This is a genomic window from Planktothrix sp. PLAVEN19ND, from assembly GCF_057220675.1.
In genome coordinates this window covers 2120713-2136085 of sequence record NZ_CM170132.1, presented here as the reverse complement: position 1 = coordinate 2136085, position 15373 = coordinate 2120713, and the positions used below count along the sequence as shown (strand labels likewise).

Here is a 15373-nt window from a genome sequence, read left to right as displayed (position 1 = left end):
ATTAGATAGACCTCAGCAGGGAAAAAAATTCTACCTTTCGATCATTTTTTATCAAAAGTAACTCAGGAGAATCATTATGGTAAATATCAAGACAGAGGAAAATCCTTCTGGCTTAAAAGATTTGGATGAGCAACCCATCCATATTCTCAGCCAAATTCAACCCCATGGCGTTTTATTGGTTTTAGAAGAACCTAGTCTCAGAATTTTACAAGTTAGCAGTAATGTTGAATCAATTTTGGGGATTTCTACCGAAATTATACTGCATAAATATTTAGAGGACTTATTAGATCCTTTCCAGATGGAACGGATTGAAATTGGATTAAAACAAGATAGCCTCGATTTCATTAATCCAACTAAAATTTGGATCAGAATTAAAGGCGATGATTATGTTATTTTTGATGGAATATTTCACCGCAATAGTTCCGGCTATTTAATTTTAGAACTAGAACCCACTACCTCTCAAGAAAGTATTCCCTTTCTGAGTTTTTATCATTTAGCTAAAATCTCAATTAATCAACTCGAATCTTCCTCAAGTTTGATCGATTTTTGTCAAATTATTGTCCAAGAAGTGCGAAAAATTACGGGATTTGATCGCGTGATGTTATATAAATTTGATCTGGATGGGCATGGAGAAGTAATTGCGGAAGAAAAACGAGAGGAAATGGAACCCTATTTAGGGCTACATTATCCGGCATCGGATATTCCCAAACCAGCCAGAAAGATGTTTAGTTCCAACTGGATTCGCTTAATTCCTGATGCAGCCACTGAACCAGTTCAACTCTTTCCTGAAATTAATCCGATTAGTCATCAACCCACCGATTTAACCTACTCAATTTTGAGGAGTGCTTCCCCTTGTCATCTGCAATATTTACACAATATGGGAGTAGCTTCTTCCCTAACCATTTCCCTAATCAAAGAAGGGAAACTTTGGGGATTAATTGCCTGTCATCATCTCACCCCTAAATATGTTTCCTATGAACTCCGCAAGGCTTGTGAATTTTTAGGGCGAGTGATTTTTTCTGAACTTTCAGAACGGGAAGATACAGAAGATTATGACTATCGGATTCAATTAAACCAAATTCAATCGGCTTTAATTGATGCGATGTCCCAGGCAGAAAATTTTATTGATGGACTCACCCAACATCAACCAAATCTTTTAGATTTAACCAGCGCTCAGGGGGCTGCAATTTACTTTGGTGGGAAATTTACCCTAGTAGGAGAAACACCCCCAGAAACCGATTTAATTTTATTAGTTCAGTGGTTGCAAAAACAGAACCAAAAAGAAGTATTTTATACCAATTCTTTACCCAAACTCTATTCCGATGCCCAAGGTTTTAAAGCTATAGGAAGTGGATTATTGGCTATTTCTATTTCTCATAAAAATTATGTGATTTGGTTCCGCCCTGAAGTCATCCAAACCGTTAAATGGGGGGGAAATCCTCACCAAGCATTTGAAACTAGCCAAGCTGAAGGTCAAGTTTTACTATCCCCTCGAAAATCTTTTGAACAGTGGAAAGAAACCTTGCGTTTACAATCCCTACCTTGGAAACAGGTAGAAATTCAAGCGGCTTTAGAACTGAGAAAAACCCTAATCAATATTGTCTTGAAGCAGGCGGATGAATTAGCTCAATTAGCCCATGATTTAGAACTGTCTAACTCGGATTTAAAAAAGTTTGCCTATGTGGCTTCCCATGATTTGCAAGAACCCTTAAATCAGGTGGTGAATTATGTTCAACTTTTAGAAATGCGTTATCACCAAGCCCTCGATGATGATGCCAAACAATTCATTAATTATGCCGTGGAAGGAGTGAGTTTAATGCAAACTCTAATTGATGATATTTTGGCTTATTCTAAAGTTGATATGCAGAGAATTGAATTTCAATTTACCGAAGTTCAAACTGCTTTAGATCGAGCTTTAATCAATTTGAGAAGACGTATTGCTGAAAATCAAGCTACTATTACTTATGATCCGATGCCGAATGTGTTAGGAGACGGGACTCAATTAATGCAGTTATTCCAAAATTTAATTGCTAATGCAATTAAGTTTAAAAGTGCAAAATCACCTGAAATTCATATCGGTGTTAAACGCATTGAGGAGGCTTGGTTATTTGCCGTTGAGGATAATGGAATTGGAATTGACCCACAATTTGCCGAACGAATTTTTATTATTTTCCAACGTCTCCATACCCGGGATGAATACCCAGGAACTGGGATGGGATTAGCCATTTGTAAGAAAATTATAGAATGCCATCGCGGTAAAATATGGGTAGAATCTAAATTGGGTCAAGGGTCTACATTTTATTTTACAATTCCCGTAGGAGGACGCGAAGGTGAGCACCGAAATGGAAGAAAAATCTAAAATGATCTTTCTGGTTGAGGACAACAATGCCGATATCCGTCTGATTCAAGAAGCCTTGAAAGATAGCCAAATCTCCCATGAAGTGATGACCGTTAGAAATGGAGTTGATGCTATGGCATTTCTTCGCCAAGAGGGAGAGTATGAAAATGCCCCTCGCCCCGATTTAATTCTTCTGGATTTGAACTTACCCCGCAAGGATGGGCGGGAGGTATTAGCGGAAATTAAAAATGATCCGAGCTTGAAACGGATTCCTGTTGTTGTCCTGACAACTTCCCATAATCAGGAGGATATTCATCATAGCTATGACCTCCATGTTAATTGCTATATTACGAAATCCCGAAATTTAAGCCAACTGTTTACAATTGTCAGAGGAATCGAAGAATTTTGGCTAAAAACCGTGACCTTACCGTGCGATTAAAAGATATTTTTGAGAAGGATAAAGATAAACAATGCAGAAAGCTTGCCGTCATCAGGGTACGGAAAAAAAAACAGAGGCTCAGTATTTATCTTCTGGGGAAGAAGAATTTTTATCACCCTATTCAAACCCTGGAATTAATCAAAATCCTCACATTTTTTGTTCTGCCAGTTTTTCTTTATTGGAAAGAGAAAGTAAAGCCAGCAATTCGACCATGAAATCTGCTAGTTCAGTGAAAATCCTGTTAATTGAAGATAGCCTTGCTGAAGCCATATTTTTACAAGAATTACTCAAGGATTCTAATTTTCAACCCTTCAGTTTAGTTCATGTTAAACGCTTGGGAGAAGCTCTGAATCAATTACATGATCATGTTTTTGATGTGGCTTTATTAGATTTAACCCTACCTGATAGTCAAGGGTTGGAATCTGTAGAACGGTTAATTGAAAAATTTCCCAGTTTGCCCATTGTGGTTTTAACCAATACTAATGATGATGAATTAGCAATTATGGCAGTGCGTCAGGGGGCGGAGGATTATTTAGTTAAAAGAGAGGTTGATGGTAATATTTTAGTCCGTTCTCTCAAGTATGCAATTGAAAGAAAACACAACTTAGAAAGTTTAAAAGCCATGAATCAATCTTTGGAAATGAGAGTTCAAGAACGGACTAATGAATTGATCAAAGCTCAGGAACAAAATCAACTCCGCTCGGAATTTGTTTCGATGATTTCCCATGATATTAGAAATCCCTTAAATACGATTTTAGCTTCGGCGGTATTATTACAAGATTATGAACAAAAATTATCCCAGGAGAAAAAAGTTACTTTGTTTCAACGGATTCGATCTGCGAGTAAAAATATGGCTCAATTACTTGATGAAGTTTTATTAATAGGACAAGCGGATTATGGTCAACTGCAATATCAACCTAGTTTGATTAATTTAGAGGTATTTTGTCGCCAACTGGTTGATGAAATACAATTAGGGTATGCAGGAAAATCTCAAATTAATCTGAATTTTAAATTAACTATCAAAGAGGTGATGATTGATTCAAATTTATTAAGAAGAATTCTGATTAATTTATTAGAAAATGCGATTAAATATTCTCCTAAATCTGAAAGTGTTCAATTTGATGTGATCGTTCAAGATCAAATGATTAGCTTTTGTATTCAAGATCAAGGGATTGGTATTCCTGCCGATTCCCTTCCCGTAATTTTTGAACCCTTCCATCGAGCAAAAAATGTGGGTTCTATTTCTGGTACAGGGTTGGGATTAGCGATTGTTAAACATTGTGTGGATGCCCATGGAGGAAAGATTTGGGTTGACAGTCAAATGGGAATTGGAACAACTTTTATTGTTCGTTTACCTTTAGTTAAGGAGGATGAAAATGGATAATTACGAATTACGAATGGGTAAGATATAGAATCTTTAATATATGAGCTATAATTAAAAAATAGAGTGATTATTCCCTTGAAAAACATTAAATTAATCTAAATTTACTGTCTCAGTAATTCATTAATTTATCCTTCCCCATTGTTGCGCTTATAGTGCTTAATAGAGGAGCTAAAGCCCAACAACAAAATTGATTACCTATTCCTTCAAAAAACATTAATTCAGCTTAACTATGAATCTAAATTTACTTTCTAAATTATTTAAAATTTCCCCTAAAAATTTAGGTGCGATCGCTTTAAGTTTTCCTTTCCTAACTATTCCGGTTCCAATTTTATCACAGTTGCCCTCTTTCCCATTACAAATTGTCCAAAAATCCCCCCTATCGCCCGCAGAAATTAATAGCATTGCTGGAGAAATTACCGTTAGAATTGATGGGCCAAAAGGTGGGTCGGGATTTATTGTGGAAAAACAAGGAAATACCTATTATGTTTTAACCAATTGGCACGTCGTTGATCGTGTTGGAGACTATGAAATTGTCACCCCCGATGGTAAACGCTACTTTGTTTATTATAGTTCAATTCAACAACTTCCTAACCTAGATTTAGCCCTAGTTCCCTTTAGTAGTTCCCAAAGATATCGAGTTGCAATTCCATCCGATGCTGGTCAAATTCAACCGGGAAATACTTTATATGTAGCTGGATGGCCTCGTTCTGGAAGTTCTCTTGGACAGCGACTATTTTTAAGTACCAGTGGCACCTTTAGCCAACGTCAACAACCTCGGTTTGGATATAGTTTAGTTTACACTAATTTAGTCAGAAGTGGGATGAGTGGCGGCCCTATTTTAGATGGGGAAGGAAAGGTTATTGGAGTAAATGGAATTGTCCAATTAGGCAATGATTCTGATAAAATTGTTTCTGCGGGAATCCCGATTAATTATTTTTTTGATTGGCGAAAAACGGCAACATTATCTTCAGTTCCTACTCCACCCAATCCCTCGGCTCCGATTACCAATAATCCTGATATTAATGCTTCTAATTCATCGCCTGCCAATACAATCGCTGCGGTTAATAATTCTTTCACTTTAGCCACGACTTTAACCGAACAATCAGGAGAAATATTATCCATAGCTTTAGCCTTTCCCTATGCTATTATTGGTAATAGTAACGGAAATCTTTCAATCTGGAATATTACCACCAGTGGACTAACTCGAACTCTCCCTGCTCATCAGGGATCAATTTATAGCATTAGCCTCAGTCAAGATCACAAATATTTAGTTACAGGAGGGGAAGATGGATTAGTTAAAGTTTGGGATTTAGCTACGGGCTTACAATCTGCAACTTTGCCCTTAATTCAAACTATTCAAGCCCATAATAATCCCGTTTTAGCAGTTAAATTAAGTCCCGATGGTAAAATGATTGCCAGTGGAAGTTGGGATAAAACTATTAAACTTTGGAATCTGCAAACGGGTCAACTTTTGAAAACTTTTATCGGACATGAACAGTTGGTTGGGGCGATCGCATTTAGTCCCGATGGTAAAATTTTAGCCAGTGGAAGTAAAGACAGTAGTGTCAAATTATGGAATGTGGAAACCGGAGAATTAATTCGTACCTTAAAAGGTCATGAATTATCGGTTTTATCCCTAGCTATTAGTCCCGATGGGGAGACTTTAGCCAGTAGCAGTGCCGATGGAAGCATTGGGTTATGGAAATTAAAAACAGGCCAACCCATTCGTCGGTTAAGCGGTCATACCGATGGCGTTTGGTCAATCGTAATTACCAGTGATGGGAAAACATTAATTAGTGGAAGTTGGGATAAAACCGTGAAACTTTGGGACTTAGCCACAGGTCAATTAAAAGGAAATTTAAGAGGTCATTCTGGTTATGTGAATGCTGTTGGGATTAGTCCCGATGGTAACACCTTAGTTAGTGGGGGATGGGATGGGCAAGTGAAGGTTTGGAAGCATCTCTAATTTAACTGTCGTTAGGAAGTGATTCTACTACTAATCTGAATTATTCTGTTATTCTATCAAGGTGTTGTAACGTTTAACTACCTACCTATGAAAGTTGCTGTTTTTAGTACCAAGTCTTATGATCGTCAATTTCTTGAGCTAGAGAATCAAGTCTCCCAAGCCAGTCATGAATTTGTTTTCTTTGATGCTCGTTTGCAACCCCAAACTGCATCACTAGCGGCTGGATTTCCTGCGGTCTGTGTTTTTGTGAATGATGATTTGGGAACAGAAACCCTGGAAATTTTGGCATCTCAAGGTACAAAGTTAATCGCCCTTCGTTGTACGGGATTTAATAATGTGAATCTCAAAACCGCGGCTCAATTAGGGATTAAAGTGGTAAGAGTAACGGAGTATTCTCCCTATGCTGTTGCGGAACACGCCGTGGGATTAATTATGATGCTCAATCGTAAATTATACCGGGCTTATAATCGGGTTCGGGATGATAATTTTGCTTTAGATGGATTGTTAGGTTTTGATCTCTATAATCGCACCGTTGGGGTGGTGGGTACGGGAAAAATTGGACAGATTTTTGCTAAAATTATGACGGGATTTGGCTGTCATCTTTTAGGGTATGACGTTTATCCTAATCCCAATTTTGAGAAACTAGAAAATGCTGAATATGTTTCTTTAGAGGAACTTTGGCAACGTTCGGATATTATTTCTCTCCACTGTCCCCTACTTCCTGAAACTCATCACCTAATTAATCATGAAACTATTGCCAAGATGAAATCAGGGGTAATGTTAATTAATACTAGTCGGGGAAAATTAGTGGATACAAAAGCAGTAATTGAAGGGATTAAATCGGAGAAAATTGGTTATGTCGGCATTGATGTTTATGAAGAAGAAGACAAACTTTTCTTTGAGGATCTTTCCACTACGATTATTCAAGATGATACCTTTCAATTACTGCAATCTTTTCCAAATGTTGTGATTACCGCTCATCAAGGATTTTTTACTGAAAATGCTTTAGATGATATTGCGCGTACCACCATTACTAATCTTTCCGATTTTGAGCAAGGAAATCCTTTGAAAAATGAAATTACTGCATCTTGAAATGCTGGGGATTAATTTGGTGATAGGCTGTTTTGAATTTCCTCTAGCCTATTAGAGCAACTGCCAAAATTGTTATAGCAATTCGTGTAGGATTTGCGAGCACAACCTGTAGGGGTTGGGTCTCCCAACCCTCTTTCTTTGCGCCTGGGTTGGGAGACCCAACCCCTACGATAAAATGTTACAACTTCGGCACGGATTGCTATATTATTTATTTCTTAATTGGAGTGCTGAGAAAATCACTCCTACTCTGCTATCGAATATCCCGCCGGACAATTAACTGCTTGATTGCTGAATAATACGGGTTGAGAAGGAACTTTTTGGGTTGATTGATCACTCTCACAGATAATTGATTTCGTGTTGACATTACTAATGGGTGAAGGTTCAATAAAAACCACTCCAATATAGCTTTTTAATCCGTCTCGTTTAGCTATTGCAACCGATTGAACCATATTTTTTTCATCAACAACTCTAATATTATAGCGATAATTTCGAGTTTCCTCGGGAATACCTTTAATAAATTCTTCTAAATTACTCCTAAAAAGATTATACTTAGTATAACTGGCTTGGTTACCTCGATTCATAATCTCAATATATTGTTGTGCTTCTAATTGTGCATCTTGATCGGCTTGTTCTTTTAATTCTGATGCTGTTGGCATTTTAATAGTAACTGAAGTGGCAATTCTAGGGTCTTCAGATGTTCTTTTAAACAGCAAAGGTTGAGATTTAAACGTCGTAATCGCAGGTTGTTCATCCCCACTAATATTTAAGTCTAACTGAAGTTGTCCATCTTCCTGTAACTCAAAAATTGCAGTTCCGACAATTTTTCCTTGAGCATCACGAAACAGCATAAATCCGGGTTTAAAAGTCGGATCAATCGTGTATTGTAATTGTATGGCTTCGATGGGTGTTACAAATATATAAATCTTGCCATCCTCAGTAAAAATAATACCAGAGTAAAGATTAGTAGGAACTTGCCATTTTCCTACTAATTGTTTAACCACCGGATTTTCAGGTTGAGCCGCTAAGATAACAGGAATAATAGCAGAATTTATCCCTAAATTTGCTACACTAAAACCGACTAAATTTAAGACTAACGACAAAAAAATTAAACTTTTTTTTTGACATAAAATCATTGGCTTTTATCCTTATTTTAAGATAATAAATATTGGGATTCACATAAAATATCGAGTCATATTATCCGTTTCTTATCCACTTAAACGCTGCATAATCCAATCCAAACGATGATCTTGCTCAGTTTGAATACCATTTTCAGGTGGTTTATTAGGCAATAGATTGGTACTTTCATCACAGCCAAGATTGTTCACCGTTGCCCGTAAACGAGAGGATAAAAACTTAGTAATAGCACGATAAAATCTCAAAGAAAATAAAACATCTTCGTCTAATTTTTGAGACAACAGAGGTCGAGAAATAGATAATACACAACAATCTTCCGCCGCTTGTACCGTAGCAGAAGGTAAACGTCCATCGACAAAAGACATTTCTCCTAATACCTCACCCCCACCAATTTTTCCCACAATTTGATTCCCCAATGCAGCCACAGAAACATTTAGGGTTCCACTCAACACAATATATAAGGCATCTAAGGGTTGATTTTCTTCAATCAGAATAGCACCAGCTTGAATGGTTTCTCGCTTACCTTCTGTCACCATCCAGTCTATATCCCGATCATTTAATTCCCCTAAAATCAGTGAAGCATTGGTCATAATGTCTTAATTTTTAGAGAAAATAATCAATGGAAAAGCATTTAAATTGTCGATTACATTTTAAATGATAACAAAAGGTTCTATTCCCCATTTTCTTCCATCTAATATAATTCTAGCATTAATTTTTTGCGATATTCCTGGGTTAAAGGATGTTCGTCTCCGAGTAAATTGAAAATAGTTAACATCGCTTTTTTAGCGGCATCTTCTTTGAATTGACGATGGGTTGACACAATCTCTAAAAATAAAGATAGGGCCGCGGGATACTGCTGGGCTAAGGTGAATTGACAGGCCTTAGCATAATTCTGTTCTAATTGGCTATCTCCAGGGGCGGTAGCATCTTTTTTAAATTGAATTAATTGTTTCAACGCCTGAGCTTTCAGGAAAAATTCTCGCTGATCTTCTGGAATTGTATTTAACAGTTTTTCAGCATTTTCAAATTGGTTTAACACAATTAAAAAATTACCCGCTTCTAACACCACCTCCGGTCGATCTGGATAGGCAGAAAATAGCTGATCGAGTAATTGTTTAGCCTGGGGAAATTTTTGATCAGTAATTGCATTTTTTAACGCTTCTAAACTCAGTTCAAAATCAGATTTTAAATTCATTTTACCCAGGGTTTGCCGAATTTGGATTTCCGTTAAAGCACCAACAAAACCCGGACGCACCTCCCCTTGATCAACAATTCTGACATCGGGTACACCTTCAACTTGATACTCACTTGCTAATTCAGGATTTTGATCAATATCAATTTTTGCTAAAATAAAATCGTATTCTTTCACCAACTTTTCTAAGATTGGTTTTAAAATTTGGCAAGGGCCACACCAAGTCGCATAAAAGTCTACCAATACAGGTTTTTCATAGGAAACCTTGATAATCTCTTGCTCAAAGTTAAATTGATCAACATCGATCGCATATCCCATCTAACAAATCCTCCGATTGACTGCGTTTCCCATTTTATCTTAAATGTTCAGAGTTCAGTTATCAGTTATCAGTCATCAATTATCAGTTACAAATTTACCTCTATTGCTTTTTGCCCAGTACAAATTCCTCATGCTAGATTCGAGGATTGTACCCGGTCAGGTTACCCCCGGCAAAGTCAGACCTGAGATATTTGTCCATGGTTTTCCAAATCACAGTGGTCAATTGGAGATTGATATTCCTCAATAACCCCCCTGGCGACCGCGAGGAACCCTGATGGGGCCAACTTGGGGATCTGGTAAGTGAAATTTAATTATAAATGTATTGAAATTCACGCAAAATTAATGTAGAATCCTGGGAGAAATCGATTCAATCCCCCAGACAACAGCCAAAAGTCCAATTTTTTTGGCATTTTTAGATTCTTTTTGATAAAAATAGAGATCAACTGGGTTGAAACTGTAAACAATAGAGGTATTTATGTCTAAAAAAATGATTGGCGGAATCTTGGTTTTTCTAGGTTTTATGATGTCTCCGTTGTGCTGGTGGAATGATTTAATTTTTAACTTACCTATTGCTTATGGATTTGGATATGTTTTTAGCAAACTGTCTCAAGACTTATTTTTTCCTAGTTCTATTTTTGGATATTGGCTCTCTAATTTAGTGGGAATTTTACTCATGCAATATGGAGCGATGAATGTAGTTGAATCTTCCACCCCGGAACGAAATATCAAGAAAGATTTAGCAATGGGTGTGTTTTCATCAACAGCTTTTACTGTAGTTATGGTAGCATTAGTTCAGTCTAATGTGATTGACCTTTCGCTGTTACCTCATTAGACTGTACATCCGTGCAGTTTGAGGAAAAAATCATGTCTGATTTGAGTCCAAATAAACCGTCATTTGGGGACTGGGGTTCTTTAAAACATTGGTTCACCCTACATTGGCGGTTTTTAATATTAGGCATTTCCTTACCTTTACTTTTGTTTGGAATTCTAGCTTTAAAAGTCGGTGAACATCCCAATGGTTTGTCCTGGGATCTGTCGATTTTATCTGCAATTCATACCACTTGGCAACCGGAAATTGAACCCTTAGTTATCATTTTAACTTCTCTTGGTATATTTCCTAGAATTGTATTACTGGTAATTCCAGTTATTTTAACTTTAGGATATCAAAAAAAATGGCGATCGCTTTTATATTTAGTTTTAACTATTTTAGGTAGTGTAATTATCAGTATATCCACTAAAATTTTCTTTCATCGGATGCGACCTAGTTTGTTTGAATCTTCCTATCCTCTACCTGGAGATTTTTCCTTCCCCAGTGGTCATGCTACATTAAGTATGACCTTTGCAATTACTTTAGTGATTCTAACTTGGAAGACAAAATGGCGTTGGTTAGTAATTAGTTTAGGGGGATTATTCACCCTAGTAATTGCTTGGACAAGACTGTATTTAGGGGTTCATTTTCCCAGTGATATTTTAGGGGGTTGGTTTTTGGCGATAACCTGGTCAATTCTCAGTAGTTTATTGTTCAATATCCATCGGTTTAATTCCATTCCAAATCATCAATCATAGACTCCAGTTAACCCTTGAATTATCATCACATCAATGCCCAGATATTCAGAGTTTTTCAAACCCCTTAATCTATTTTTTTTGTTATTATTACTCCTGATATTTTTTAATCCCCTGGTAATTGTTAAGGCTGGAGAACGGGGGGTTTTTATGGTTTTTGGGAAAGTTCAAACTGAAATTTTAGATGAAGGATTGCATTTTATTATTCCAGTGGCGGAAACCGTACAAAAGATGACTGTGCGGATTCAAAAACAGGAAATATCCGCCGAAGCGTCATCAAAAGATTTACAGGAGGTGTTTACCGATGTAGCCTTGAATTGGCATATTATTCCTGAAGAAGCGAATTTAGCATTTCAACAAATTGGGGATGAAAATGCTATTATAGAAGCGATTATTAATCCGGTGATTGAAGAAATTCTCAAAGCAGTGATGGCCAAATATACCGCCGAAGAAATTATTACTCGTCGAGAAAATGTCAAATCAGAAGTTGATAATTTATTAACGGGTCAATTAATTAATTATCATATTCAAGTGGATAATATTTCTCTGGTTCATGTTCATTTTTCCCAACGGTTTATGGATGCGGTGGAAGCCAAACAAATTGCTGAACAGGATGCCAAAAAAGCAGGCTTTTTAGTTTTGAAAGCCATTAAGGAAGCGGAAGCTAAAGTTAATTTAGCGAAAGGAGAAGCGGAAGCTAATGCTTTGTTACAAAAAACATTAACTCCAGAAATATTGCAAAGGCAAGTAGTTGATCAATGGAATGGAAAATTACCCTTAGTTCTGGATGATAAATCAATTCATAGATTCAATCTGGACACCCTACTTAATCGTTAATTTGATCAGCTAAGGATAACATTTTTTCAAAGGTTTGAGAAATTTGGGTTTGAAACCTTTGGCAATGTTTGATTTTTAAAAAAGGTCGAATTAATTCTAATTCTTGACCATAATCTTGACGATGATCAATAATCCCAATTGCTTTTAACAACCCTAATTTTAATTCTTTTTTAACCATCAACTCAGAAATTCCCGCGGCTACATGACCTTCTTCGACAACGGATTTCACCATTTCTCCGGTATTTAAAACTAAAATAACCTTTAATTCATTCAGGTTAATTCCCCAATTTTGCAGAGCTTCTTCCAAACGTTGTTGAGTTCCTGAACCTGGCTCTCGCATTACCCAATCAGTATTTTTAAGCTCTGCTAAATCAACCTTTTCCCGCGCAAACCAAGGATGGGATTGTCCGACAACAATTAATAAGCGATCGCTACCAATTTCCTCTTGATTTAACAATTTTTTTAGGGTGGGTTTGACCTCACCTTCAATTAAGCCTAAATCAAACTGTCCGTTGGCTGTACCCAAACAAATTTCTTCCGTATTTGCTAAGGTGCAATTGACCATAATTCCCGAATATTGCCGTTGAAACTTACTAATTTTTTCCGGTAGCCAATAGTTACCAATAGTTAAACTAGATCCTAATTTGAGTTCCCCCCGTTGGAGATTATTTAACTCTTTTAATCCTCGTTCAGTTAAAGCCACTTGTTCCAATATTTTTTGAGCTTCAAGTTGTAGTAATTCCCCCGCTTCTGTAATTTCAACATGGCGACCAATCCGATGAAATAACTTAACTCGATATTCTGTTTCTAAACTATGAATCGCAGCACTTACCGCAGGTTGCGTAATATAAAGTCCTTCAGCCGCCCGGGTAAAATGTAGGTGTTCCGCCACCGCCAAAAAAATTCGCAGTTGCTCTAGGGTCATTCCAGCCATTATAAAGTCACTTACCTCTCGCATTATCAGGGGATTGGGATTAGTCTGAATGGGGACTAAAACAATTTAATACAATCGAAATTGTATTCTAATGCAAATTGAGTTAATATGCTTTACAATTTTAGTTTAATTTCACTTAGCCAGTATCTTACATGACTTTAGCTCAAAGGATTGCACCTGAATTTAGCCAGCAACAGCGTTATTTCCAACGTCGTGACCAACTTCCTGCAAGACGGGATCACCTGTGGAAAATTCAGTCTGGTGTTGTGCGTACCTTCACCTACCTGGAAAATGGAACCGTTGTAACCCTGGGTTTATGGGGGGTAGGGGATGTGGTGTCACGGGTTTTATCCAAAGCTGACCCCTACTATATGGAGTGCGTCACCCCAGTTCAGGCGACCTCCTTTCCTATCTCGGAATTTGATGATTTGCAGCCCCTATTAATTGAACATATTCATCAACTGCAAACCTTTTTAGAAATTGTCCATTCTCGTCCGGTTGATGAAGCTTTGCATAAATTACTCATGTTATTAGCCAATAAATTTGGCAGTGATGTTCCCCATGGACAACTGATTGAGTTCCATTTGACCCATCAAGAAATTGCTGAAAGTATTGGGACAACACGAGTCACTGTCACCCGACTTTTGAAAGAATTTGAACAGCAAGGGATCATTGAACGGTTGAATAGACAATTTATTATTCTACCCGGACATCAAGCCTTTTGGCACTATGAAATTTAATTGGTTAGATCTTTTGACAAATAAATTGATAAAATTGATTGTAAGGTTACAAAGAGTAACCCAAATCTTTACCTTAATAATTAGTGAGGTTTATACCATCAATGGCTGTCAATTCTAACCCAATGTTTTTTCCTTCCGATGACTGGTTAACCCTGATCTTTCGCCTAGGAATAGCTTTGTTAATTGGAGGTGTGATTGGATTAGATCGGGAGCAACCGAGTAGACCTGCTGGACTTAGAACCTATATGATTGTCAGCTTAGGGGCTGCAATTTTTGTGATGATCACCCTACAAGCCGGGCTAGATCTTAACTCAACTAATGCCCTGAGTCGGACTATTCAAGGAATTGCCACCGGGGTAGGATTTATCGGGGCAGGAATTATTTTTCAACAGTCAAAACCCAACCTTAAACCTAAAGTTAAAGGGCTAACTTCGGCGGCGGCTTTATGGTTAACCGCAGGTTTGGGAACGGCTACCGGATGTGGATTATGGCAGATGAGTTTAATCGGAACCTTAATGACTTTACTGATTTTAAGGGGGTTCAAAAAAGTCAAAGGGACTTCACTTTATCGGCTGCGAGTGTATAGACCCTTTTATAAACAGCAACGCATCTATCGTCCTAAAACCCAAACTCATACCCATACTGAGGGAACAAATTCAGAAGACTAGGATCGCAAAATAAACAAAACAAATGACCCCATTAATTGCTGATATCTTCAAGGGAATTGCCACCTTTACCGCTACGAATATTGATGATATTCTCATCCTCATCCTATTTTTTTCCAAGGTTAATGCCCACTTCCGCCGTCGCCAAATTATCATCGGTCAATATTTAGGATTTATTTTTATATTACTTGTCAGTTTGCCCGGTTTTTTTGGCAGTTTATGGATTCCTGGTGACTGGATTCGTTGGTTAGGTGTGGTTCCTGTGATTTTGGGGATTTCTTATCTCTTAAAATCTGAAGCAGACAAAATGGAAACTTCCAGCCCTATGGCAATGCCAAAAATGCCGGATAACCCGTCTTTCTCTCGAAATTTTTTATCTCCTCAAACCTATGGAGTAGCGGCGGTAACAGTTGCTAATGGCAGTGATAATATTGCGGTTTATTTTACCCTATTTGCCAGTAGTAGTTTAGACAGTTTATTAACCATCATCGGGACATTTTTATTCCTAGTGGGGGTTTGGTGTTATCTGGCTGATCAGTTAACCAATTTCCCCGCTATTTCCAGAATTTTAACCGGGTATGGTCATACTTTTGTTCCCTGTGTTTTGATTGGTTTAGGAGTTTTTATCGTTAAAGAAAACCTTTTATTAGCACTTCTGGCTCTGTTCATTAGTTATGCTTGGGTCTTATTTTCTAGTCCAGATAAAATAACCTGAGTTAAATTTTAAAATTAACGGGCTATTCATTAATCCCTTTAATCATATTAAGCCCT

General features: G+C 37.3%; 15 protein-coding genes. 11 read left to right on the top strand and 4 right to left on the bottom strand.

Translation table 11 applies throughout. The annotated features are described in order from the left end of the window. The first annotated feature begins 76 nt into the window (after positions 1-76). The 5 genes from AC2D3N_RS09055 to AC2D3N_RS09035 all read left to right on the top strand — a co-directional run bounded on the left by AC2D3N_RS09055 (position 77) and on the right by AC2D3N_RS09035 (position 7219). On the top strand, positions 77-2359 hold the full coding sequence (locus AC2D3N_RS09055; protein ID WP_484693408.1) for an ATP-binding protein: 2283 nt from the start codon (positions 77-79) through the stop codon (positions 2357-2359). Beyond that, positions 2343-2777 carry a response regulator gene (locus AC2D3N_RS09050; protein WP_484693407.1) on the top strand — a complete coding sequence of 145 codons (435 nt, stop codon included), beginning with the start codon at positions 2343-2345 and terminating at the stop codon, positions 2775-2777. The genes AC2D3N_RS09055 and AC2D3N_RS09050 overlap by 17 nt, the downstream gene beginning before the upstream one ends. 31 nt (positions 2778-2808) lie before the next feature. Next, on the top strand, positions 2809-4161 hold the full coding sequence (locus tag AC2D3N_RS09045) for a hybrid sensor histidine kinase/response regulator (RefSeq protein WP_234996612.1): 1353 nt from the start codon (positions 2809-2811) through the stop codon (positions 4159-4161). Positions 4162-4390: 229 nt separating this feature from the next. Next, complete coding sequence (locus AC2D3N_RS09040) at positions 4391-6127, top strand: trypsin-like peptidase domain-containing protein (RefSeq protein ID WP_484693406.1); 1737 nt, start codon at positions 4391-4393, stop codon at positions 6125-6127. A gap of 87 nt (positions 6128-6214) precedes the next feature. Continuing rightward, on the top strand, positions 6215-7219 hold the full coding sequence (locus AC2D3N_RS09035; RefSeq protein WP_079677528.1) for a 2-hydroxyacid dehydrogenase: 1005 nt from the start codon (positions 6215-6217) through the stop codon (positions 7217-7219). Positions 7220-7461: 242 nt separating this feature from the next. Here AC2D3N_RS09035 and AC2D3N_RS09030 read toward each other — a convergent pair whose 3' ends face one another. The 3 genes from AC2D3N_RS09030 to AC2D3N_RS09020 form a co-directional block, all read right to left on the bottom strand. Beyond that, the gene (locus tag AC2D3N_RS09030) at positions 7462-8352 is read right to left on the bottom strand and encodes a type IV pilin-like G/H family protein (protein ID WP_079677527.1); all 891 of its coding nucleotides are present in this window, start codon (positions 8350-8352) and stop codon (positions 7462-7464) included. Between the two features lie 72 nt (positions 8353-8424). After that, positions 8425-8943, bottom strand: a complete 519-nt coding sequence (locus AC2D3N_RS09025) for a cyclic nucleotide-binding domain-containing protein (protein WP_079677526.1) — start codon at positions 8941-8943, stop codon at positions 8425-8427. A gap of 101 nt (positions 8944-9044) precedes the next feature. Further along, positions 9045-9863, bottom strand: a complete 819-nt coding sequence (locus AC2D3N_RS09020; protein WP_079677525.1) for a tetratricopeptide repeat protein — start codon at positions 9861-9863, stop codon at positions 9045-9047. Positions 9864-10338: 475 nt separating this feature from the next. On the opposite strand from AC2D3N_RS09020, the gene AC2D3N_RS09015 reads away from it, so the two are divergent. From AC2D3N_RS09015 to AC2D3N_RS09005, 3 genes are read left to right on the top strand one after another with little or no spacing between them, the layout of a single operon-like run. Continuing rightward, positions 10339-10695, top strand: coding sequence for a DUF7980 family protein (locus AC2D3N_RS09015; RefSeq protein ID WP_042151711.1), 357 nt, complete (start codon positions 10339-10341; stop codon positions 10693-10695). Positions 10696-10727: 32 nt separating this feature from the next. Further along, a complete protein-coding gene (locus tag AC2D3N_RS09010) occupies positions 10728-11429 on the top strand; it encodes a phosphatase PAP2 family protein (RefSeq protein ID WP_484693405.1) in 702 nt (233 codons plus the stop codon). Between the two features lie 33 nt (positions 11430-11462). After that, a complete protein-coding gene (locus tag AC2D3N_RS09005; RefSeq protein WP_484693404.1) occupies positions 11463-12263 on the top strand; it encodes a prohibitin family protein in 801 nt (266 codons plus the stop codon). Here the strand turns inward: AC2D3N_RS09005 and AC2D3N_RS09000 are convergent. Further along, positions 12253-13221 carry a LysR family transcriptional regulator gene (locus AC2D3N_RS09000; protein ID WP_234996611.1) on the bottom strand — a complete coding sequence of 323 codons (969 nt, stop codon included), beginning with the start codon at positions 13219-13221 and terminating at the stop codon, positions 12253-12255. The two genes, AC2D3N_RS09005 and AC2D3N_RS09000, sit on opposite strands and share 11 nt — an antisense overlap. Before the next feature lie 128 nt (positions 13222-13349). Between AC2D3N_RS09000 and AC2D3N_RS08995 the strand changes: the two genes are divergently transcribed. The 3 genes from AC2D3N_RS08995 to AC2D3N_RS08985 all read left to right on the top strand — a co-directional run bounded on the left by AC2D3N_RS08995 (position 13350) and on the right by AC2D3N_RS08985 (position 15317). Further along, a complete protein-coding gene (locus AC2D3N_RS08995) occupies positions 13350-13937 on the top strand; it encodes a Crp/Fnr family transcriptional regulator (RefSeq protein ID WP_484693403.1) in 588 nt (195 codons plus the stop codon). A gap of 101 nt (positions 13938-14038) precedes the next feature. Further along, a complete protein-coding gene (locus AC2D3N_RS08990) occupies positions 14039-14605 on the top strand; it encodes an MgtC/SapB family protein (protein WP_339394349.1) in 567 nt (188 codons plus the stop codon). A 22-nt stretch (positions 14606-14627) separates the two neighbouring features. Further along, positions 14628-15317 carry a cadmium resistance transporter gene (locus AC2D3N_RS08985; RefSeq protein WP_079677520.1) on the top strand — a complete coding sequence of 230 codons (690 nt, stop codon included), beginning with the start codon at positions 14628-14630 and terminating at the stop codon, positions 15315-15317. The last annotated feature ends 56 nt before the right edge of the window (positions 15318-15373 follow it).

Coding starts and splice junctions, on each gene's coding strand:
- AC2D3N_RS09030 (WP_079677527.1), bottom strand. CDS start 8,352: ATGATTTTATGTCAAAAAAAAAGTTTAATTTTTTTGTCGTTAGTCTTA.
- AC2D3N_RS09040 (WP_484693406.1), top strand. CDS start 4,391: ATGAATCTAAATTTACTTTCTAAATTATTTAAAATTTCCCCTAAAAAT.
- AC2D3N_RS09025 (WP_079677526.1), bottom strand. CDS start 8,943: ATGACCAATGCTTCACTGATTTTAGGGGAATTAAATGATCGGGATATA.
- AC2D3N_RS08990 (WP_339394349.1), top strand. CDS start 14,039: ATGGCTGTCAATTCTAACCCAATGTTTTTTCCTTCCGATGACTGGTTA.
- AC2D3N_RS09050 (WP_484693407.1), top strand. CDS start 2,343: ATGGAAGAAAAATCTAAAATGATCTTTCTGGTTGAGGACAACAATGCC.
- AC2D3N_RS08985 (WP_079677520.1), top strand. CDS start 14,628: ATGACCCCATTAATTGCTGATATCTTCAAGGGAATTGCCACCTTTACC.
- AC2D3N_RS09005 (WP_484693404.1), top strand. CDS start 11,463: ATGCCCAGATATTCAGAGTTTTTCAAACCCCTTAATCTATTTTTTTTG.
- AC2D3N_RS09020 (WP_079677525.1), bottom strand. CDS start 9,863: ATGGGATATGCGATCGATGTTGATCAATTTAACTTTGAGCAAGAGATT.
- AC2D3N_RS09000 (WP_234996611.1), bottom strand. CDS start 13,221: ATGCGAGAGGTAAGTGACTTTATAATGGCTGGAATGACCCTAGAGCAA.
- AC2D3N_RS09055 (WP_484693408.1), top strand. CDS start 77: ATGGTAAATATCAAGACAGAGGAAAATCCTTCTGGCTTAAAAGATTTG.
- AC2D3N_RS09010 (WP_484693405.1), top strand. CDS start 10,728: ATGTCTGATTTGAGTCCAAATAAACCGTCATTTGGGGACTGGGGTTCT.
- AC2D3N_RS09015 (WP_042151711.1), top strand. CDS start 10,339: ATGTCTAAAAAAATGATTGGCGGAATCTTGGTTTTTCTAGGTTTTATG.
- AC2D3N_RS09035 (WP_079677528.1), top strand. CDS start 6,215: ATGAAAGTTGCTGTTTTTAGTACCAAGTCTTATGATCGTCAATTTCTT.
- AC2D3N_RS09045 (WP_234996612.1), top strand. CDS start 2,809: ATGCAGAAAGCTTGCCGTCATCAGGGTACGGAAAAAAAAACAGAGGCT.
- AC2D3N_RS08995 (WP_484693403.1), top strand. CDS start 13,350: ATGACTTTAGCTCAAAGGATTGCACCTGAATTTAGCCAGCAACAGCGT.